This window comes from Symmachiella dynata (assembly GCF_007747995.1).
GTDB classification, from domain to species: Bacteria; Planctomycetota; Planctomycetia; order Planctomycetales; family Planctomycetaceae; genus Symmachiella; species Symmachiella dynata.
The window spans coordinates 4351720-4371692 of the sequence record NZ_CP036276.1; the positions used below are offsets into that span (position 1 = coordinate 4351720).

Annotated in this window: 15 protein-coding genes; 3 read left to right on the forward strand and 12 right to left on the reverse strand. The window is 56.8% G+C overall.

Annotation, left to right across the window (positions count from 1 at the left end; all coding sequences use genetic code 11):
• The first annotated feature begins 2 nt into the window (after positions 1–2).
• Complete coding sequence (aroF, locus tag Mal52_RS16420; protein WP_145377277.1) at positions 3–1019, forward strand: 3-deoxy-7-phosphoheptulonate synthase; 1017 nt, start codon at positions 3–5, stop codon at positions 1017–1019.
• A gap of 27 nt (positions 1020–1046) precedes the next feature.
• Here aroF and Mal52_RS16425 read toward each other — a convergent pair whose 3' ends face one another.
• Together Mal52_RS16425 and Mal52_RS16430 are read right to left on the reverse strand one after the other, a co-directional pair.
• Entirely contained in the window at positions 1047–1244 is a 198-nt protein-coding gene (locus Mal52_RS16425; protein WP_145377279.1) for a hypothetical protein, read from the reverse strand.
• Positions 1245–1311: 67 nt separating this feature from the next.
• The gene (locus tag Mal52_RS16430) at positions 1312–2190 is read right to left on the reverse strand and encodes a DUF6677 family protein (RefSeq protein ID WP_145377281.1); all 879 of its coding nucleotides are present in this window, start codon (positions 2188–2190) and stop codon (positions 1312–1314) included.
• Between the two features lie 674 nt (positions 2191–2864).
• On the opposite strand from Mal52_RS16430, the gene Mal52_RS16435 reads away from it, so the two are divergent.
• Positions 2865–3611 (forward strand): hypothetical protein, encoded by a 747-nt coding sequence (locus tag Mal52_RS16435; RefSeq protein ID WP_145377283.1) that lies wholly within the window; start codon positions 2865–2867, stop codon positions 3609–3611.
• Between the two features lie 111 nt (positions 3612–3722).
• Here the strand turns inward: Mal52_RS16435 and Mal52_RS16440 are convergent, their stop codons facing one another.
• The 10 genes from Mal52_RS16440 to Mal52_RS16485 all read right to left on the reverse strand — a co-directional run bounded on the left by Mal52_RS16440 (position 3723) and on the right by Mal52_RS16485 (position 17582).
• Positions 3723–4727, reverse strand: a complete 1005-nt coding sequence (locus tag Mal52_RS16440) for a ribonuclease H family protein (RefSeq protein ID WP_145377284.1) — start codon at positions 4725–4727, stop codon at positions 3723–3725.
• A 14-nt stretch (positions 4728–4741) separates the two neighbouring features.
• Positions 4742–8137, reverse strand: coding sequence for a YCF48-related protein (locus Mal52_RS16445; protein WP_145377286.1), 3396 nt, complete (start codon positions 8135–8137; stop codon positions 4742–4744).
• Positions 8138–8436: 299 nt separating this feature from the next.
• Complete coding sequence (locus Mal52_RS16450) at positions 8437–9432, reverse strand: NAD-dependent epimerase/dehydratase family protein (protein ID WP_145377288.1); 996 nt, start codon at positions 9430–9432, stop codon at positions 8437–8439.
• Entirely contained in the window at positions 9429–11120 is a 1692-nt protein-coding gene (locus Mal52_RS16455; RefSeq protein WP_145377290.1) for a fatty acid CoA ligase family protein, read from the reverse strand. The genes Mal52_RS16450 and Mal52_RS16455 overlap by 4 nt, the downstream gene beginning before the upstream one ends.
• Before the next feature lie 438 nt (positions 11121–11558).
• The gene (locus Mal52_RS16460; RefSeq protein ID WP_145377291.1) at positions 11559–12155 is read right to left on the reverse strand and encodes a hypothetical protein; all 597 of its coding nucleotides are present in this window, start codon (positions 12153–12155) and stop codon (positions 11559–11561) included.
• Positions 12156–12250: 95 nt separating this feature from the next.
• A complete protein-coding gene (locus Mal52_RS16465; protein ID WP_145377293.1) occupies positions 12251–12811 on the reverse strand; it encodes a hypothetical protein in 561 nt (186 codons plus the stop codon).
• Positions 12812–12878: 67 nt separating this feature from the next.
• Positions 12879–13457: a hypothetical protein gene (locus Mal52_RS16470; RefSeq protein WP_145377295.1), complete on the reverse strand. Its 579-nt coding sequence runs from the start codon at positions 13455–13457 to the stop codon at positions 12879–12881.
• Between the two features lie 6 nt (positions 13458–13463).
• On the reverse strand, positions 13464–14357 hold the full coding sequence (locus Mal52_RS16475; protein ID WP_145377297.1) for a TolB family protein: 894 nt from the start codon (positions 14355–14357) through the stop codon (positions 13464–13466).
• 234 nt (positions 14358–14591) lie between these two features.
• Positions 14592–15965: a DUF1501 domain-containing protein gene (locus tag Mal52_RS16480; protein ID WP_145377299.1), complete on the reverse strand. Its 1374-nt coding sequence runs from the start codon at positions 15963–15965 to the stop codon at positions 14592–14594.
• Between the two features lie 126 nt (positions 15966–16091).
• The gene (locus Mal52_RS16485) at positions 16092–17582 is read right to left on the reverse strand and encodes a DUF1570 domain-containing protein (RefSeq protein WP_145377301.1); all 1491 of its coding nucleotides are present in this window, start codon (positions 17580–17582) and stop codon (positions 16092–16094) included.
• Positions 17583–17758: 176 nt separating this feature from the next.
• On the opposite strand from Mal52_RS16485, the gene Mal52_RS16490 reads away from it, so the two are divergent.
• Positions 17759–19957 carry a BatA domain-containing protein gene (locus Mal52_RS16490; RefSeq protein ID WP_145377304.1) on the forward strand — a complete coding sequence of 733 codons (2199 nt, stop codon included), beginning with the start codon at positions 17759–17761 and terminating at the stop codon, positions 19955–19957.
• Positions 19958–19973: the final 16 nt, after the last annotated feature.

Below are 19973 nucleotides of genomic sequence, written 5' to 3' on the forward strand. Positions count from 1 at the left end.
CCGTGATTGTTGTCATGAAAATGGGCGCCACCCCCGCCATGGTGGAACGGATGACTCGACGGATCGAAGACCTCGGGCTCAAAGCTCACGTGATCATCGGAACCGAACGGACAGTGATCGCCGCCGTTGGGGATAAGCGGGACGGTGAGCAGGAGACCCTGGAGTCCTGTGATGAGGTCGACAAAGTCGTGCCGATTTTGGCTCCGTACAAAGTCGCCAGTCGCGAAACGCGTGCCGAGCCGACTTGTGTCACCGCGTTGGATCTCAAAATTGGGGGCGGCCACATTGGTGTGATCGCTGGGCCGTGCTCGGTGGAAAGCGAAGAACAATTACTGACTTCGGCACGGGCGGTCAAAGCGGCCGGGGCGACGGGACTCCGAGGCGGCGCCTTCAAACCCCGCACCAGTCCCTATGCGTTCCAAGGGTTGAAAGAAGACGGCCTAAAGTTACTTGCGGCCGCTCGGGATGAAACGGGACTGGCTGTGGTGACGGAAATCATGACGCCCGGGCATATCGATTTGCTAGTCAAATATGCCGACGTGCTGCAAATCGGCGCCCGAAATATGCAAAACTATCACTTGCTGCAAGCGGTCGGCGATGCGGGGAAACCGGTCGTATTGAAACGCGGTCCCTCAGCCACGATGGACGAATTCTTGTTGGCGGCTGAATACATTTTGGATCGTGGGAACTCGCAAGTCGTATTGTGCGAGCGGGGCGTGCGGACATTCGAGACGCATACTCGCTTCACGTTGCCGTTGGCCAGCGTTCCCTATCTACAACAACGGACACATTTGCCGGTGCTCATCGACCCCAGCCATGGAACCGGGATTGCGTCGTTAGTCCCACCGATGGCTGCCGCGGCTGTTGCGGTCGGATGCGACGGGCTGATGGTGGAAGTCCATCCCGAGCCGTCGAAGGCGCTCAGCGATGGCGCGCAATCGCTCACGCCGAACGTGTTCGCTGAAATGATGGAGACCTGCCGCACGGTGGCCTCGTCGCTTGGTAAACACCTGGGGTGAAACGCCTCCCCGGGCACAGTCGAGCGTTCAACGCTGCACAACAAACAAAAATCCCAAGACCAGCGCCATGAAGATAATAATTGTTGTGAATAAACGACCGGAGCGGAGGAGGATGATCTTGGGCGATTCGTATCGGCTGGCGCTGTAAACAAGGCTGACAACCGCCGCGAGTGGAAAGGCGTACCACAAGAAATTGATCGACGAGAAGAGAATGAGGTTCGACATGCGTTTCGGCCGCGTTTCGCGCTTTTGAGTTGTAAATGGTACAGGGGTGAATCGGCAGGGTGATCGGCTACTTCGCTTGCGCGGGGGTTTCCGGTTCCTTGTCCGATTTCACGTCCTTGTCAGATTCTTCGTCGTCGTCTTCACCGTCGCCGTAGGCAGGGCCTTCGTAGGCGTCGTAAATCGCTAGGACATTGAGCAAGCCGGCGATCATTGTATAGAGAGTTCCCAATTCGAAATACCGGCCGAGTTCGTTGTTTGCCGTTTCTAAATCGGTGGGAGAATAGATCCGACTATCATCGTGCAGCGGAGCGGCATACCAATCGGCGATTGACCGCTTCAATCCGCCTGAGGCCAACCCATTGAATTCCAAATCCTGTCCATCAAAATCGACGGTCCCTTTTAGGTCAAAGGTGAGCCGTCTCTCGCGGAATGGGGCGATCTTGGGGTCGATGCTTCCGCCATCCACCGTTCCTTGAATGGGGTGCTTGCCGGCAAACATGCCTTTGAATGTTCCGGAGTACCCACGTCCAAAACCGGTTCCCACCGGTTCGATTTGTAGTTCCCCAGCGATATGCCCATCCAATTCGACACTGCTGGTGACGTCGCTCAATTTCCCTGAAAATTGCCCTGCTGCCGGTTCATTCAAGATCCGGGGATCCGCGATTTTATCTACGCGTCGCGCTTGGATCACAGCCGGCAAAAACGCCAGTCCGTTCCAGACCTGACAGGCCTGCGGAATAATGCGGTCCTTCTTGCCCCAGTTGATGTAAACAACGGTCCAATCGGACAGGTACATCCCGGTAAAAAACGTCCCCAAGATGCAGACCGAATAGAGCACGCCCTTAAAGGTCCGCCGCTGGTAGAAGTGTCCCAAACCGGGGACTAAAAACGCCAAAATGGCGGCAACGCGAGGATCTCGCAACTGAATTTGTGGGGTTTCGGCCATGTTGCCTAAATGCTGCTACGAATGAGACTTGTCAACAACGCGCAAACGACCCTGGTAGGTCCTGGGGCGCCAATCATCGGCATTGTAGAGCCCCCCTACCGTTCAAGCCAGCCCAGTCGGACAATTCCACGTCGGCTGAGCGGACACATCGGCAAATCGAGACGCACTCCCCCCGACTTCGCCTGGATCGTCACTGAAGGGCATTCGCTGCCGCAGTGAGGATCTTAACGATACGCTGCAAAAATCTGCCGCTCCGAAGACAATCGACGTGATTTCCGGCCGGTGTGCGGGTAAGATGAAGCACACCTCTAGCAGCGATCTCAAAAGCCTTCGGGCCATTAAAATGTGGAATCGCTACGGTTCATTGATTATCTCAGTTGAAGCACCGGAACTAACAATACATTTTCCGGACCTCGGCTTCCCTTTCATAGAACAAGTCTACAAATCTTACCGACACAGTGAGCACGCAGAACGTAGTGTATGCGGTTGTTGCTAAACATCTTCAGATCCCGCCACGACCGGAAGCGTCGGTGACAAACACGATTGAAACACCCGAAGTCATGGACTTTTTAACCATCACACATCCCCACCCCGCGCATGTCGAACAATCGTTTGCGTAGGGGGTTGGCTACTGTGAGTATTCTTTTTTTAATCTCTCTCATGAGGATTCCACAATGAAACGATTCGCAAGTTTTTGTAGTGTGACATTCACTGTCGTTGGCTTGTTATTGGCGAGCACCGCTGTGGCAGCGGAGAAAACCGCGGTCGACCCCTCGGGTACCTGGCGGTGGGAACATGACGAAGGGGGCGAGACCGTTAAGAACGTGCTCAAACTCAACTCCGACGGCAAGAAAGTTACAGGCACCTACCAAGGCCGCCGCGGACCGTTTGAAATCACCGATGGCAAGGTCGATAACGACAAGTTATCGTTTGGTTTTAATGTCGATTATGAAGGTCAGACCATCGAAATCAGTTTTGTGGGAAAAATCAAAGCGGACACAGTCGACGGCACCGTCTCGATGAAATCAGACGAGGGAGCCCGCGACTATCCCTGGACGGCAGAGCGCGGTTTGAAAACGGCCGATACTGTCGGAACATGGAAGCTGTCCATCGAATTGCCGGATGGCAACGTGTTGACGCCCCAATTGAAATTGTCGCTCGCCGATGACAAGAAAGAACTCAAAGGGGAATACACCAGCGACGCCGCCGAACTGGACGTTTCTGACATCAAAGTCAAGAACGGCAAATTGTTCTTCAAGATCAGCGGCGATTTTGGCGGAGGGACATTGACCGCCAATTACAAAGTGCAACCCCGCGGCGATAAGCTCGCCGGAGAGATCGAATACGATTTCAACGGCCAAACGGGTGAACTGGAAGTGACCGGCAAACGGGACGCTGAAAAGAAAGAAGAAGCGAAATAATTCGTTTCTAGCTGGACACTCGACGCTTTAAAAACGAAATAACGCCCCGTCCTTGCAAGTGTGGCAGGATGGGGCGTTCGTTTTTCATTGCTGACAAATCCGCTGGACCAATCAACGCTCGCGCCACAACATCTCGTCGGTGACGCCCGCAGCTGCTTGCGCCGCCGCAATCTCCTGACGAAACCGTTTGGCATCGACCGGGTAGCCTTTGGTCGGTTTCACGCCCGGCAACTGCTTTTGCCAGTAGTGGTTGAATAGCTCCATCGACAATTCGCGGACGTACTTACAAACCAAAGATGCCGCCGCGACCGGAAGATGTTCTTCGGCGCGCGTTTGAAAACGAATCCGTGCTGTGCCGATGCGATAGGAACTGGCAGCACGGCCTTCGGTCTCACGGACGATGAATCGATCCGCGGCAATCTCTTCCAGCAATTCATCGTACCGATTCCGCCCGCCATGTTTGTCGGCGATGACGAGCGTTGGCTGAGGATGATCGAAATCAATCACGCGGCTGAGCAATTGCATGCTGAGCTTGGAGAGCAAGACTCCCTTGGTACCGTATTCGGCCAACAGACGATTGAAGCGACGGGGCGTGACGATATCCGAAACTACCGTTCGCAACCCAATGGAGTGCGTTTGGCAACAGCTGCGCCAACGCGCGCTGATCTCCGGAATGGCCTCACTCTCAATCTTTTGCGGAAGATCCAGATCGCAATTTTCAAACCACGGCCCGCAATCTTCCGAATCGAGGTCACACCCCAGAAGCCGATGGCACAATTCCGTATAGCGTCGCGGCGAATCGCCATTCAGGCCGAGCAGGCAATGCACGGAACGCTCTAATTGCGAGATGCCTTTGCTGGGGCTATAGACTTGCTTGGAATCGGCGACGTGAATTTTCTCAGCGGTCGGCGCCGCTTGATCGACGACGTCGGCGAACGCCTCCCACAGGTTGATATCGTCGGGCTTTTGAGGAATATCCCAAACAGTCGCCGTAATCACCAACGGCCCCAGATTCGGACCGTACCCGGCTTCATCCATGCCGATGATCACGCCCATGTTGTTTTGCACCGTCGATAGAGACGTTTGTGAAATTGCACCCGCACATCCGTGTTTCATCCGTGGCTAAATTTTTAGTCGAATTTTAACATGCCGAACGTCTCGGGCCGGGGGGTGTCGGAGGCGGGGTGCGTCCAACTGTGGATTCCTACGGCGGGAATGGTGCGGATGATCCCCACGTTCCAGACATCATTGCGACTCGGCGGTTGCGGGACAAGCTCGGTCCAGGGGATGGCGACTTCGACGCGCCAACTTTTCTTGTCGCCGCCTGCCTGCACAAAATACTTGGGATTCCAAGTCGCATCGTTCCAACACGCATCGGCCGTCCAACCGCGTTGATCGAATGCGAAGGTGAAATAGGTCGCGTGATCGCGGTCGACATCCAACAACAGTTGCACGCGATCGAAGTGCGACAAATCGGCGTCGTACGTGCGGCCCTCGTTCACCGGCCGGTCATCCGGCGTATCCGGTTCGCGGGGGAAACTGGCAGCGAAATACAGGAATTGTGCATCGTAGGCCAACAAGGCAAATGGCCGGTCGGCGCTGCGTGCGTCGCGATCGGTCCCATCGTTGAGGGGAATTTCCTGAGCGGTTTCCCAACAGCTGTCCGCGAGAACGCCATCCAGCACCGGACGCTGGGCGGTATAGACGCATAAACTATAGGGTTTGGGCGGATGCACGCGTGGAGCGGAAAACCAGATTTCGCTGCCACCGCTGAGCGACCAAGGATCGTCGGATGTCAATTGGCGGAAATGCCGATAGATGCGATCTGCTTCGCCCGGCAAGCCCCGCCGCCGGTACAGTGAGGCCAGTGGAAACTGCGTACGCGGATCGTTGAACAATTCGGGATTCGCCTCGCTCATCAACTTGCCCATCCGTGTGGCATGTGTGTGCCATTCTTTGATGCGTTCCTCCATGCGGAATTGAGAAACACGCGATTCCGTATTTTGAACCTGCTGCACGCCTTCAGCGGCAGCGTTCTCAATTCCGCCGGCCAATTGAAGTTGCGGAGTGTCGTTGGGAACATTATCCAGTTCATTCAAGCGCGTGGTCAGTCGCACGAGGTTTTCAGCGAAGTCGTTTTTACGTGCGTCCATACCCCGGACCGTCTGCGCCCGCGAGAGGCTGCCGGAGCGTTCGTGATTTGCCTGAGTCGCCTCCAACACCAAGCGAATATCGGAAAGCACACTCTGCTTAGATTGCGAATCGAGTTGATCAAATCGCTGACGCTGCCGATTGCGTTGCGGAAGCCGTAACTGGTCGGCGATGCGCTGCTGGTCGCCGCTAATCCGCTCATGCCCTGCTTCCGCCTCACGGGCGCGGCGCCAGGCGACTTCCGAACTGGTCCATAACTGTAATAACCATTGCATCGCTTCGTGTGCGGGAGGTTCGTTGGGAAATTTTTCGACCAGGACCGTCGCTACGGTTTCCGCCAGATCCCAATCTCCCATGTTGCGATAAACCGTGATCAACTCGGCCAACTGCAGCGCCATTTCCGCATCAGTCAGACCGTTGACAAAATCGTTCAATTGGCCCGGCAACTGACTCGCCATCCGCGGATCATCCATGAATTGATCGAGATAGGCCCGCGATTGCTTTTGTTTTTGCGCGATCTTACGTTCAATTCCCATGTCATCCGTCGTTGCCATGAGTTGTCGCCGCGCCGGTCCTCCAGGACTGAGGTGGATGCCACCAAAGAACGCACCGCGGGGAATCCTTGCTTCCTTGCTGCCAGCCGGGGGAATGTCACAATCTTTGAGCAACCGATAGGCCTCGCGTCGCGCGCTGCGGTCTTGCACTTTCGACAATCGCCCGTAGGCACCTGCGGTCGCCATGTGGGTTGATTGCCGAAACTGCGGCAGAAATTGATGCGGATCAATATGGGCTTCGCCGGTGCTCCCGTCGGGCAAGCGCGCATAGATCTTTTTCACCTGCCACGGTTGGAGATTGTTCAACTCGCGCTGCGCGCTGAACAGCGTCGGATCGGCCGCCGCTTGGACTGCTTTGGCGACGGCCTTGTACAAGACGTGCCCGACGGCATCGTCGTCCGCCGGTTGGTTGATGACCACCACATCGGGTCGCCACATACGCAATTCCGTCACCAATTGTCCGACCAAAATGTCGGGGAGTCTGTTTTCGGTGATCGTCATCCATTCGGACCATAAGCGCCGCGAATTTTTACCGAGCCCCGGGACATCAAGCGGCAACCGCCAATAGATATCACCAGCCGATCCTCCCGCCTTGACGACCGCTTCGTGCATGCGGGCATCGAGATCGGTTTGTTCGCTACCTGGACCGGAATCAACGCGTGGGACCAGCGAAACGACACTGCGATAACCCTGTTCACCGGCCAGTTGCGCTTGGAAGTTTACGGAAATCTGATCCTGTCGCGTGAACAGCGACAACAAAGCGGCGCGACGTTGCCCGCCGCGACTGGCTTGCCACGTCTGTCCGCCATCCTTGGTCGTGAGTATCATGCCCAGTGCGCCGACAGCGGCCCCGTCGGTTTCTGATGAGAAGGAGAGCGCCGTGATCGGCGTCGTCTCGCCGGTGAGTTGCCGTTGCCAACTTTTGCCGCCATCGGGCGAATGCCAAATTACACTTCCCGGACGACCGGCGATCCAGATCTTGTCGCCGCGAACCGCCAAGGCGCGGAAATCAAACGTATTGCGAATCTCCGCCGGCAGGGGTGTCGCCGGTCCCTTCCAGGAAACACCGCCGTTAATCGTTGTCCGCACCATGCCACCATCGCCCACCGCCCAAGCACGGCTGGCCACACCGAATTTGACGGCATGCAAACCGGGCAGCCCCAAATCGGTCATCAGGTTTGGATTGACATTTCCTTCGGTAACAACAGCGATGCGCCCGAGCTTTCCGGAGACCAGTCCCCGGTCGACCGCACGGAAATCGCCCGCACGCCAACCACGGACGCGCAATCCCGTCGCCGCAGTCCAGGTTTTTCCCCCATCAGCGGTGATAGAAATCCCCGCCGGCGAATTCGGATCGGTGTCCCCCGCAATCACGCCTGCTTTGAGGCCGAAAAATTTTATTGTGTAAATCTGTGGAATCGCCGACTCGTTAACCACCTGCCAGTTCTGGCCACCATCGGTCGTCTTTACGACCACGCCGCGACTTTGTTGTGTATATGGGATCGTGCCCCCCCCGGCCGCCCAGCCGATTTGGTCGGTCAAAAAGCAAACCGACCGCAACGCAAACGAAACGCCGCTCCGCTGGAGTCGCCACTGTTGGCCTCCATCGGTCGTGTGCCAAATCACGCCATGCTCGCCCACAGCCCAGCCTAGTTTTGCATTCAAAAACTGCACATCATGCAGCTGTGCGTCTTCCTCGACCGGCGCCGGTTGCGGCGCAGCGGTATTGATTGTACCGACTGGTTCCTCCGCAACGGCACTGGTGGAAATGCACGCTCCGAAGGCGCAAACAAAAGCGATCGACCAAAGATTTCGCAGCATTGTGTTGCTCCGCGATTGTTGAGCACTCCCAGAAACAGCGACGAATGGCGCACTTCCGCCGCATTAGCGGGCGGGATTGTATGCGCATGACGCATCTGGCAAAAGGGCGGATTCCCGCTCGCGGCTATCTTGAAACAACAGTTGGGTGCCACTGCTGGCTTGCCCAGCAGTGCCGATCAGAGGACAACACGGCAGCGCTCGATACCATTACCCCTTCGCGCACAGATGAGGGTCATTTTCCAGCACCCGGAACGAAGCGACGACACTGCTGGACGAGCCAGCAGTGACACCCTCGCCGGTTAAGCGCGGGCAGCCAAATCGCGTTGCAGCCGCTGCATCGCTTCTGGAAAGGTCACCTGCGGGGCATAGCCGAAGTCCCGGCGAGCTTTTTCGACGGAATAATAGTGCGAACAGCTCAATTGGGCCGCTAAAAACCGCGTCATCGGCGGCTCGCCCGGCAAGTGCAGCAGGCGATAGACCGTTTCCAAAGCGCCGCCGATACGCAGGGCTGTTTTTGTGGAAACGGAGCGTTTCACCGGCGGGAGGTCTACCAGTGCCAGCAATTGATCGATCCATTGCCACAAATTCACCGGCTCCGGCTCGTTGATGAAATACGCTTGCCCAGCGACGGCGGAGTCTGCATTGAGCGCGTCGGCCGCTTGCAGGTGCGCATGCGCTGTGTTTTCGACGTAGGTCATCGAGACGAGGTTGCTCCCGTCTCCCACGCGCCGCAATCGGCCGGAACGTGCGCGTTGGATCAATCTTGGAACAAGATGATTATCGCGCGGCCCCCATATGAGATGCGGTCGCAGCGCGCAGGTCGCCAACCCCCGCTGGCCATTGGCGGCCAAGACCGCTTGTTCGGCAAGTGCCTTGGTGTGCGGATAATGGCAAGCGTACTCGGTGGGGTACGGCAACGATTCGTCGGCGTTTTCGTGAGACGTGCTGCCAAAAACCACGCTGGGTGAACTGGTGTAGACTAGCTTGGGGACGCCCTGCTGCTGGCAGCCGGCGATGACATGTTCGGTGCCGAGGGTGTTGATTTCGTAATATTGCGACCAGGGTCCCCACACACCCGGTATGGCGGCGGTGTGGAAGACGACATCCATTCCCGCACAAGCGGCGGCGACTGCTGCGGAATCGCGGATATCTCCGCGCTGCACTTCGACGCCCAACTCATTCAATCGTGGATAGTCGCCGCGACAAAAAACGCGCACGTCTTCCCCACGAGTGACGAGTTGCTCTGTGATGTACAGGCCGAGAAAACCTCCGCCGCCGGTGACCAATGCCTTCATGATGTCGCCCGCAATTGTTGTGTCGCCCAGACGCTGAGTTTTTCTCGCGAAATCTTCACATTGTGCCGCACATCGACCGGCAGCGCGCGGTGAAACAGAATCGTTTCAATCGATTCGGTCAGCGGATTCCCGGCGGCACGCTCGGCCAATTCCGCTGTGAATTTTTTTCGGGCTGGTTCGTCTTCCGGATACGCCCCCGCTTCGGGTTCGATGACAATCACTGGCTTTTGTTGTGGGCGTTCGCCCACGCCGACCAATGCGGAGCGAAAGACGCGCGGGTGTTCGTTGAAGATTGCTTCGCAACGGACGGAAAACATGCGACCGGCTGGTGTTTCGACGATGTGCGCTTTGCGGCCGCAAAACCACAACCGTCCCCGTTCATCAAAATACCCAACGTCGCCCATGCGATGCCAGAATGATTCACCATCAGGAATCTTCGCTGCCAGTGTGCCGTCGGGGCGTTGAAAATATTCACGCGTCGCCACTGCGCCTTGCACAATGATTTCGCCGATCTCGCCGGTGGGTAGTTCTTGCACGTCGGCATAGGACGGAATCGGATCGTAGGAAATCTCAATCACCCGCACCGTGATGCCGGGAAACAATTCCCCCACGCACGTCCCGCCGCCGCTGCGCGTTTGCTCAGCCGTCTCGGCCAGCACCTGCCGGCCGGAAATCGATGCGACTGGTAAGGATTCGGTCGCACCGTAGGGCGTGTGGATGTCGGCATCGTCGGACGTGAAGACTTTGTGCATCCGTTCGATGACCGCAATCGGCACCGGCGCACCGGCGGAGAGGACGCGTTTGAGCGTGGGGAATTGTACCCCCTGCTCCACGCAATACCGGCTGACCGCATTCCAAATTGCCGGCGATCCGAACGCTTGTGTGATGCCTTGGTCGTTGATCGCTTCGATGATTTTTTTCGGATCGACTTGCGCCGGACGTGAGGGATCCATGTCGGGAATGACCGTCGTTACGCCCATTGCTGAGTTGAACAACGCGAACAGCGGAAAGCCGGGCAAGTCGATTTCGCCCGGTTGGATGTCGTAAAAATCGCGAATGTCGTCGACCTGCGCCGCGAACATGCCGTGTTCGTACAACACGCCCTTGGCCGGGCCGGTGCTGCCGGAGGTGAAGATGATCGCCGCCGGGTCGGTCGATTTTGTGTCGGGTGCATCGAGCGGTGTCCACGGGCCGCCCAACAAATCGCTATAATTCGGTCCGCTCCAAAACCAACGTTTGCCGACGGTGACGTTGAATCGCGCGTTTGGGACCTTTGACGAAAACAGCTTGCGTGCCGCCTGCGCCAGCGACACCGCGATGAAACCGTCGGGGTCGACCTGGTTCAAACAGCGAAAGACATTTTTGATTCCCATCCCCGGATCGATCAACACCCCCACCGCTCCGGCTTTAAACAGCGCAAAGGTGAGGGCAATGAATTCCAAACTGGGCGGCACAAACAACACCATGCGGTGCCCAGGCTGCACCCCCATCTCGATCAGCCCCCGCGCCAAGCGATCGGTTTCCTGTTCGAGTTGCGCAAACGTCAGATGCGAATACATCACCCGCCCCTGCGCATCGCGCCCAGCAGGAAACACCACCGCCCGCTGATGCGGATAACGATGGGCAATGGCGGAGACCTTAGCGGCGATATTGCCTGATTGAACAGGCGGCGGAGCTGTGGTGGACACGACGATCTTTGATGAACTGAGAGAGTACGGTGGACTGTTTTCTATGCTGCCGAAGATCGTCGCAGAATGCCCCGCGCGTGGCAAGGGTGCGTGGTGAGTCGGTTTGGTTCACCACGGAGGCACGGAGGGCACGGGGGAATGACGGTTTTTTTAGCCACGGATGAAACACAGATTGAACACGGATTCGCGGGCGTGAAACCGCAAAGTCCCAAACCGACGGCTTGCCGTCGTGCACGGCGTTCCTCTTCAAGCAGAGTGACCGAATGACTTCCGACGCAAATACTTTGACCGGATCGGCCGCCATCGATTTTCTAAATGGCCCCTGTGCACCTGAACATCAATCAGCCTCGCCGCAGAAAAAATTTGTGCAGGATGCAAAACGTTAAACGTTAGTGGCACGGATTGAACACGGATGAGGTTGTCGAGCGATTCAAACTGCTATCCGCCAGATTCGGATTCTTGATTGGTCGCTCTTTTAGAAATCGGCATGCGTATTCCTTTAGAAATCACCAAGACGATCAAAATGAAAAGCAGTATTGGCAATGCCAAATATAAGAATATGACGACATAAAACAACCAAGGCATTCTCCCAGGATGGGGGTTCGCTGGAATTTTCCAATCAACGCTTGAAAGCGATGCAACATTCGGGTCGGCGTTGAATTCGTCGAGCGTTAACGGGCCGTCTAAAGCGTTGTCTGAACGATCCACAACGAAGAAATATTCAACAGAGGGATCAGCCAGGGGAAAACCATCACCAGGAAAATTGTTTCGTGCTTTTTGTCCGGTAGTGCGGAGAAAGATGTGATGGGGAGCGACAATGTAACCATTGACCGGCCCGGATTGGCCTCCACGATCTGGCGAATAGATCACAGATCCGTCTGCGTCTCCCAGGCCGATGTCAAACCCATTGGCTCGCACGATATAGTAGCCGGGCGCGATTTCAAGCCAGTAATCACTCATGCCCGCAGCTTGAGTGGAATCTGGCCCGAGAATCAGAATGGCAAACAATATTGTCAGAGCTGTGCGATAGCCCATGAGTGGTGGACTCCTGTAGGGTGGTTTATCCGGCCGATAGTCGTCGTGGGTCGCAGGATGAATTGTGTTGAGTAACGGACCCTACTTACTGTATTTCACCGCATAAGTCCGCGGCCAGATTCAATATCGATCAAATATATTTGATCGTAAAAATCAATCACTTTTACACAATCACCAAGCAATTCGAATCCATTCGAAAAAATATCAGCACCGCCCGTACTCCACACAATCTCCCCCTTGAGAGATAAACGGGCCACTTCCAATTCGCCATGCGAAATCAAACATTGGTGTTTTGGCGAGAAGTAAACTCCAAAACAAGTCGCGCAATCTGACTCTGTGTACCACTCAAGCTGCAGCAACGGCAACGAAAGGGACGCTACGAACGGGCCGACGGCAATATAGCATGAATTCGCATGAATCACGGCTGAGTTTGTATGTATGCCCGAAGCTCCACCACCGGCAACCAAAATGCAAGAAGCGATCTCGTCTCCATCTCGTTCTGTGCGAACACCATGTTTCGATGAATAATGGCCTTCCGACTTTGGGTCAAGAAGGTATTCGTGCTTGAAAGACGCAGCATTGTCGACGGAACCTACCGAATATGTGTGATTATTCGAGACCGTGATACGAATATTGCCATGGGTTAATTCCAACATGCCGCCCTAATCCCCCACCGCCTCGATTGCATGACATTTGTAGTCACTAATCGCTTTCTTCGTTGAGTTACATCTCATCCCGCTGTGAAATAGGAAACTCCTTGCCTGTGGAAATATCAAACAAACGCGGAACATCATCCCAGTCGACGACCTTCAATAAGTCATCTCGGATCTGAAAGCCGTTTGAGTACTGATAGCCCCCTTTGATTTCCCATTTCAGCTCACCTCGATATGTCAAACAGGCAATTCGATTGCTGCCGCGCGTGATGATGTTTTTGCCATTGGCAACTGCGTGAATATCTTCGCATCTGAACTCGTCGACGATCGCTGACCATTCGAGTTGCAGTTTGGGCAAAGATACTGAAGCGACGCAAGAGCCGACGGCGACAACACAGGAATCATCGTGCAAGATCACGGAATGCTCAGTCAGGCTCACTCCGTAACTACGTGCCAGCAGAATGCAGGACGCCACCTCCTCGAACTCATCTGCCACACGAATCACGCAATTCGAGCAGATGTTGGCTCTGTCGGTGCAATCTAAAAGGAATTCGGTTTGATATGAATTGACGTTGTCCGGTGACCCGTAAGTGTATTCCCGATCCTCAGCAATTGTGACGCGGTACGCTCCGTATGTTAATTCGACCATCCGCGCTTACTCCACAACCCCTACCGTCCGATAAACATCAAACCCACCGCCACGATTCGATACCCACGTCAAACGACCGTCCGGGCCCCAACTGGGGAAATTATCGATTCCGCGTTGCTGTGTGATGTTGTGCGGATTGGTGCCGTCGGCGTTCATGGTGAAGATTTCGAAATCGCCGGTGCGGTTGCTGGTGAAGGCGATGGTTTTTCCGTCGGCCGACCAGGCGGGGTAGTTGTCCAGGCCGCGGCTTTCGGTGAGGCGGGTGATGGTTTGGGTGGCGAGGTCGCAGGTCGCTAGCTCGAAATCGCCCCAGCGGTTGGTGGCGAAGGCGATTTTTTTGCCGTCGGGGGACCAGGTGGGGTGTTCGTCGATGGCGGCGTGGTCGGTCAGTCGCTGCATCTCCTTGCCGTCGGGGCGGACGATGTAGAGTTCCTGGTTGCCGTCGCGCGTGGAAGTAAAGGCGATCCACTTTCCGTCGGCGGACCAACTGGGATATTCCTCGTGCGACAGCTTGTCGTTGACGGCAACCGGTTGTAGGTCTTTGCCGTCGATGCCGATCGAATAGACCTCCAGGTCGCCCTGGTTGGGCGAGACTTTGTCGAAGGAGAAGACCAGCCGTTTGCCATCGGGCGAGAAGTGCGCATCGTATTCCGGATCGGTGCGATCAGTCAGCCGCTTTTCGGTTTTGCCGTCAGCCGAGAGCAGATACAGAAAGATCGTCGAGCCCTTGTGCCGCGCGAAACAGAGCCAATTTCCATCCGGGGACCAAACGGGCCGTTGTTTGAAGAGACCATCCTGCGTGAGTCGCTCGACGGCCGGTTCGGCGGCGGTGAGCGAAGCGGCGGTCAGGATGCAGAGGACCAGGGGAATGGCTGTGTGGACGAGATGTTTGATGCGCATCGTGTTGCTCGTAGTTGTCCGGACTCGAAGCGGAGCTTCGAGAAAGTGGGTTCCCAAACTGGAGTTTGGGAACCCGTGATATTTTTTGAGTGAGAATGTCTGTTGTGATGCGGGCCCTCACCCCCGGCCCCTCTCCCAGAGGGAGAGGGGGGAATGGATGCGCCGCTCACCGGGAACGCTTACCTCCCCCGCACTGCCTACTGCCTACTTTTCTCTGGCCACCGGCCACTAAAATCAAACCAAATCCTCAATCGGCGTCCCCAGCGGCGCTAAGCCGGTTGTGGTCAGCTGCGTGGTGCCAATGCCCATTTGGTCCAGGACGGTGGTGAAGAGGTCGGCGGGAGTCACGGCATTGCTGAGGGGATGTTCGGCATGTTTATCGCTGGCACCGACGACGTTGCCGCCGCGAAAACCGCCGCCGGCGACCAGGGCGGAGTAGCAGTGGTGCCAATGGTCGCGGCCCGATTTGTGGTTGATCTTGGGAGTGCGCCCGAATTCGCCGACGGCGACGACGATGGTGTCGCGGAGCATTCCGCGCTGTTCGAGGTCGTCCAAGAGTGTGGAGAGCGATTGGTCCAGCATCCAGGCATGGCGTTCCTGGAATTGTTTGAAGTTGCGGTCGTGCATATCCCAGCCGCCATCGCCCGTGTCTTCGACCGGTTCGACGTGCGATGACCAATTGACTTGTACGAAGCGCGCCCCTTGTTCAATCAACCGCCGCGAGAGCAAACAACATTGCCCGAAGCGGAAGCGGCCGTATTGCGTCCGCAGTGCATCGGGCTCGCGATTCAGATCGAAGACCTTGCGGGCGTCGGGCGAGGTGAGCAGTGAGAAGGCTTGTTGGTAAAAGCTGTCCAACTGTGAGATTTCGGCGGAGGTTTCGACGCGGCGGGTTTGTTGGTCAAACGCATTGAGCAGATCACGGCGCGAGGCTAGTCCGTCGGGGGTCAGGCCGTCGATCAAATCGAGTTGCGGGATTTTGACGCCGGCTTCGGGATCGTAGTCGAGGCGAAACGGATCGTGCAGCGTGCCGAGCGGTCCGCCTCCTTCGCCCGCAATGCGACGATGCCCTTGGTGCAGGTGTCCGCCGAGCGTGACGAAGCGAGGCATTGTCGGTTGGAATCCCAGCAATTTGGATATCACCGCCCCGTGCGCCGGTTTGAGGTCGCCCGGCATGGTTTGTCCGCTGAGGCTAATGGCGCCGCTCTGCGCGCCGGTCAATCCAATCGTCCCGGCGATCCCGTGGTCGTTGGATTCACAGTGCAGTGAGCGGAGGATCGCGTATTTGTCCGCGCGGCGGGCAAGTTGCGGCAGCATCTCGCAGATGTCGATACCCGGCACGTTGGTGGCGATGGGGCTATAGGGGCCGCGGTATTCGACCGGGGCTTTTGGTTTGAGATCGAACGTGTCGAGATGGCTCGGCCCGCCCCACAGCCAAAGTAAAATCACTGATTTGGCCGGAGCGTTGGGTCGCAGTGCGGCTGTGGCTTCGAGTCGTAACAGGTCGCCCAACGACAACCCTAGCGCGGCTAACGAACCGGCGCGCAGAAGTTCGCGACGGGAGATGCCTCCGCAATGCTGAGCACGTTGCCTACCGACGTTGAACATGGCGGCCTTTGTGGAAAATGCAGGATGTTTTTAGGAGAGCCTCGTCGGAAAAATTGTGCAAAAGGCTCGCCATTCGTCCAGGTTCGACTATTGCCGGGCAGGCGTCAAGCGTGATTTCCCGAGGAGTTACCGGTTGCCCAAGACGGGCACCGGGAATTGTCCGGCGGCCCATTTTTCAGCCTCGGGACTGCCGGGGGGGGCGGAGCGGATGCGGACGTGGTAGGTGTTTGAGGGGGAGCGTGCTCCGCCTTGCATGACTTTGCCCACGTATTGTTTTTTGAGCAACGCTTTTTTCATGATGCCCACCTTGGGAAAGTACCAGTCGGCATACATGCCCGCATCGGTTTCGACGGTGACATAAAATGCGAGTTCTCGGAAGGGGCAGATATTCGTCAACTGGCCACCCACCCGGAGTTGCCCGCCCAGATCGACATAGTTAATCGCGGTCAAACCGACCTGGGCCATGCCATCTTCTGTGATCGACTGCCCGGCCACCCGCGTGTCGGCCAGCGACACCCGTTGTCGTTTGAGGCCGACTTTGAGTTGCTGTTTGAAGGTTTTTTGCAGCTCGGCAATATCCTGCCCGAAGGTTTCGCGCAGGTCGGCATCGCGGCGGCCTTCCGGTTCTTGTTCCAGCGGTTCTTTTTCCGCGAGCAGTTTGACGTACTTCAAATACTCCCCTTTGTATTTGGTGACCAACAACCAATGCAAACTCCAGGCGTGACCGTAGGCTTCTCCGACCAGCACGTTACCTTGAAACACCTTGTCGTCGTTGAGCATCGACTTCCAAGAGAGTTGGCCGCCGGCCAGCGCTTGCTGAGCATACCGGCGGCTGATCTTTGTGGGACCGATGGTAATGCGACCGGCGTTGGCTTCGAACCCGGTGGCGATTCCTTCATCGAACCAATGCGGAACCGGTGCCAGACGTTGAAAAAAGTTGCGATTGTACACCTGCTGGTGAATCGCTTCGTGTAAGGGGACCTCAAACGTGCTACAGGTTTTTAAGCGAATTGCCAAGAAGTTGGTCAGCCCCGAATAAAACCCGGCGACGTTTTTGGCCTGCAAGGCCTCAGTTTGCGTCGTCTCGGCCATGTATTTGTCAAAGTCGCCATCCGACTCAAAAATGAGTACCACGAGTGGATATTCCGGTTCCTTGACCGGCACCCGCAACTCGACGAGAAACCGCTTAAAACTGCCCGAGACCTTATCCATAAACCGGGCCGTCTTGCGGAGAAAATTTCGTACGCGGATTTCTGAGGACTTCGGCAGTTCGTCCGACAGCACCAAACCGACTACAAACGGCTCTTCAACGTAGCTGCGAAACCGCGCGCTGCCGAATCGATCCTCCAATTTTATGGCCGCCTCGTCATGCGTGAGAGGTGCGGGGCCCGGTTTGACCTCGTGGTTCGTCACTGCTGCTTGCGGAATCAGTCGGTACTCGCCATCGGGGAGAGCCACAAGATGCGTATCACGGACCGTACGAATCAGTTTGGCTTCCAGGACGACTTGCTGACCGTCGCGATCGTGATAGGTGAAGACGTCGGCTCGCAGGGAGTGTCCGCTGCCAAGCAAACCGATCAGCAGAAATGCAAACAACAGGCGAAATACGGAAATCATTTCACGCCTCAAGCAGAATCAGGGGCAAGCGACAAAAGCGCACAAGGTGCAGCCTATCAAAGCCGCACAGGCAACGCAAAGATTTTGCCAAACCGGCCATCCACGCGTTGACGTTGCGGGCAGGTTTCCCGATGATTGGCGGGACACCCTTTGAGCCCCCCCATATTTAGCCTGCAATGTCCCTCGAATTCTTAAATCCCGCCTTGCTGTTCGGTCTGGCCGCCCTGGCGCTGCCGATTGTCGCGCATTTGCTCAGCAAAAAGCGGTTTGACGTAGTCGAGTGGGGCGCGATGCAGTTTTTGGACCTGGGTAAACGGCGCCGGCGGCGGGTCCGTATTGAGGAACTGCTGCTGCTGTTATTGCGGATGGCGATTGTGGGGCTGTTGGCATTGGCGATCGCGCGGCCAACCGTGTCGGGTGGATTCTTCGCGAATTTCGTCTCGACCGACAACCGCGACATGGTCTTCGTGATTGATGGTTCCTATAGCATGGGGCGGTCCGACGGCGAAACCACGCCGCACAATCAGGCGCAGGCTGTCATCCATAAGCTTCTGAACCACGCGCGACCGGGAGATACGTTTGCCTTATTGGACGCGCGCGACCAGACACGCTTCGTCGGCGATGGCCCACTCCGTGATGCCAACCGAATGCGGACCTTTGTCGATGCACTTCCCCCACCCGCGGGAGCGTCGAACCTTGCCGCCGCAGTAGCCGACGCTTTGCAAATCCTGGGGACGACAAGTCATGTGCGGCGCGACGTGGTTGTCTTGACCGATGGACAAGCCCACGGTTGGCATCCCACCGAAGCGGCGCAGTGGCAGGTGATTGATGAACTGCGCGGCCAACCTGCTGTGAAACCTCAACTCTGGGTGGTCAATTTCCAAGGGGCCGACACGCCTAATAATTTCAGTCTGGATCGTCTGGATGCTTCCCGAGCGCGGGCGCCGGTCGGGTTTCCCGTGCGTGTTTCGACAACCCTGCGTTATTCGAGCGAGGTTGGACCGGGCGAATGCAACGTCTATTTCGAGGTCGACGGGCAACGGTTGGGCGATGCGACCGTTAAATCGCCGCTGTTGGAATCGGGTGGGGAATTCCGTGTGGAGTTTGAACACCGCTTTTCCACAGATGGGTCGCATGTGCTCAGTGTGGTGTTGGATGACGACGCTGTCTCGGGAGACAATCGCGCCGATGTTGCGATTGCCGTAACACAACCGCTGCGAGTCATCTTGGTCGACGGCACTCCGCATCTCGATCCGACACGCAGCGAAACGTTCTTCGCCGAAGCAGCACTCCGGAGCTATGCGGAACAAACCCCTTTCGTCGACAGCCGTGTGGTCACGTCGCAGAACTTGAATCTCTCATCGATCAACCAAGCGGATGTGATTGTGTTGGCCAACGTGGCGACCTTGTCGACCGAACAAGCGGAGATGTTGCGGCAATTTGTTGAAGCCGGGGGCGGGTTGTTGATTGCGCCGGGCCGACTGGTGGAGCCGGAGAATTATCGCACCCTGCTGGGCGATCTGCTGCCGGGGGATTTGATCGAGTTTGTCGAACCGGAAGAGGCCGCACGCTTTGATGTGGCGCAATTACAACTCCCCTGGCAGATTGGCGCCGCCGCCATCGATGAATTGGAGACGGCTCGTTTTTCCGGGTACTGGACCATCACTCCGCACGAACAGGCCCACGTCCCGGCGCGGTTCGTGTCGGGGGATCCGCTGTTGTTGTCTTCTCCGGTCGGTCGCGGACGCGTGATGTTGATGAGCACGCCGTCGGATGCCGATAGCAGTACCTTGCCCACGAAGTCCGTGTATGTCGCTTTGCTACATGAGATGTTGTTTTATTTGGCCGCAGCGGAGGAATTTCCCCTCAATGTCAATGTCGGTGAGCCATTGTTGCAGCCATTGATTGAAGAGGTGGTGGAAGCGGAAATTCGAGTAACTCGCCCCGACGGCACGACGGCAACGCCCGCGATTGGGGGCGAACCTCCGTTGGTCCGGTTTGACGACACGTCTGCGCCGGGCGTCTATGAGCTGGAGCAACCCCGCCGAAATCGCGGCGACACGCGTTCGTCCGTTGCGAAACGGTTTGTGGTGAATTTTGATCGCGGTGAACGCGACCTCACGCCGCTCTCGGTGACAGAGATCGAAGAGCTTTCCGCCGATGGGCGAATCACGTTTGTCGATTCGCCGGACGAATTGGAGACCCAATTGCTGACCGACGATTCCCGGACCGAACTGTGGCAACTGTTGGTCGTGCTGGTCTTCGCACTGTTGTGCCTGGAGATTTGGATGACCCGCCGGTTGGTGCAAGGAGGCCATGCGGTGTTGGATGCGGCCGCGAGCACGGGGCCGCATCCACCGCAGGGTAACGATTAACGCTCGGCGGCAATTT

Excerpts from the sequence above, each read along its gene's own strand:
- Mal52_RS16425 (WP_145377279.1), bottom strand. The coding sequence starts at position 1,244 with ATGTCGAACCTCATTCTCTTCTCGTCGATCAATTTCTTGTGGTACGCC.
- Mal52_RS16430 (WP_145377281.1), bottom strand. The coding sequence starts at position 2,190 with ATGGCCGAAACCCCACAAATTCAGTTGCGAGATCCTCGCGTTGCCGCC.
- Mal52_RS16435 (WP_145377283.1), top strand. The coding sequence starts at position 2,865 with ATGAAACGATTCGCAAGTTTTTGTAGTGTGACATTCACTGTCGTTGGC.
- Mal52_RS16440 (WP_145377284.1), bottom strand. The coding sequence starts at position 4,727 with ATGAAACACGGATGTGCGGGTGCAATTTCACAAACGTCTCTATCGACG.
- Mal52_RS16445 (WP_145377286.1), bottom strand. The coding sequence starts at position 8,137 with ATGCTGCGAAATCTTTGGTCGATCGCTTTTGTTTGCGCCTTCGGAGCG.
- Mal52_RS16450 (WP_145377288.1), bottom strand. The coding sequence starts at position 9,432 with ATGAAGGCATTGGTCACCGGCGGCGGAGGTTTTCTCGGCCTGTACATC.
- Mal52_RS16460 (WP_145377291.1), bottom strand. The coding sequence starts at position 12,155 with ATGGGCTATCGCACAGCTCTGACAATATTGTTTGCCATTCTGATTCTC.
- Mal52_RS16465 (WP_145377293.1), bottom strand. The coding sequence starts at position 12,811 with ATGTTGGAATTAACCCATGGCAATATTCGTATCACGGTCTCGAATAAT.
- Mal52_RS16470 (WP_145377295.1), bottom strand. The coding sequence starts at position 13,457 with ATGGTCGAATTAACATACGGAGCGTACCGCGTCACAATTGCTGAGGAT.
- Mal52_RS16475 (WP_145377297.1), bottom strand. The coding sequence starts at position 14,357 with ATGCGCATCAAACATCTCGTCCACACAGCCATTCCCCTGGTCCTCTGC.
- Mal52_RS16480 (WP_145377299.1), bottom strand. The coding sequence starts at position 15,965 with ATGTTCAACGTCGGTAGGCAACGTGCTCAGCATTGCGGAGGCATCTCC.
- Mal52_RS16485 (WP_145377301.1), bottom strand. The coding sequence starts at position 17,582 with ATGATTTCCGTATTTCGCCTGTTGTTTGCATTTCTGCTGATCGGTTTG.
- Mal52_RS16490 (WP_145377304.1), top strand. The coding sequence starts at position 17,759 with ATGTCCCTCGAATTCTTAAATCCCGCCTTGCTGTTCGGTCTGGCCGCC.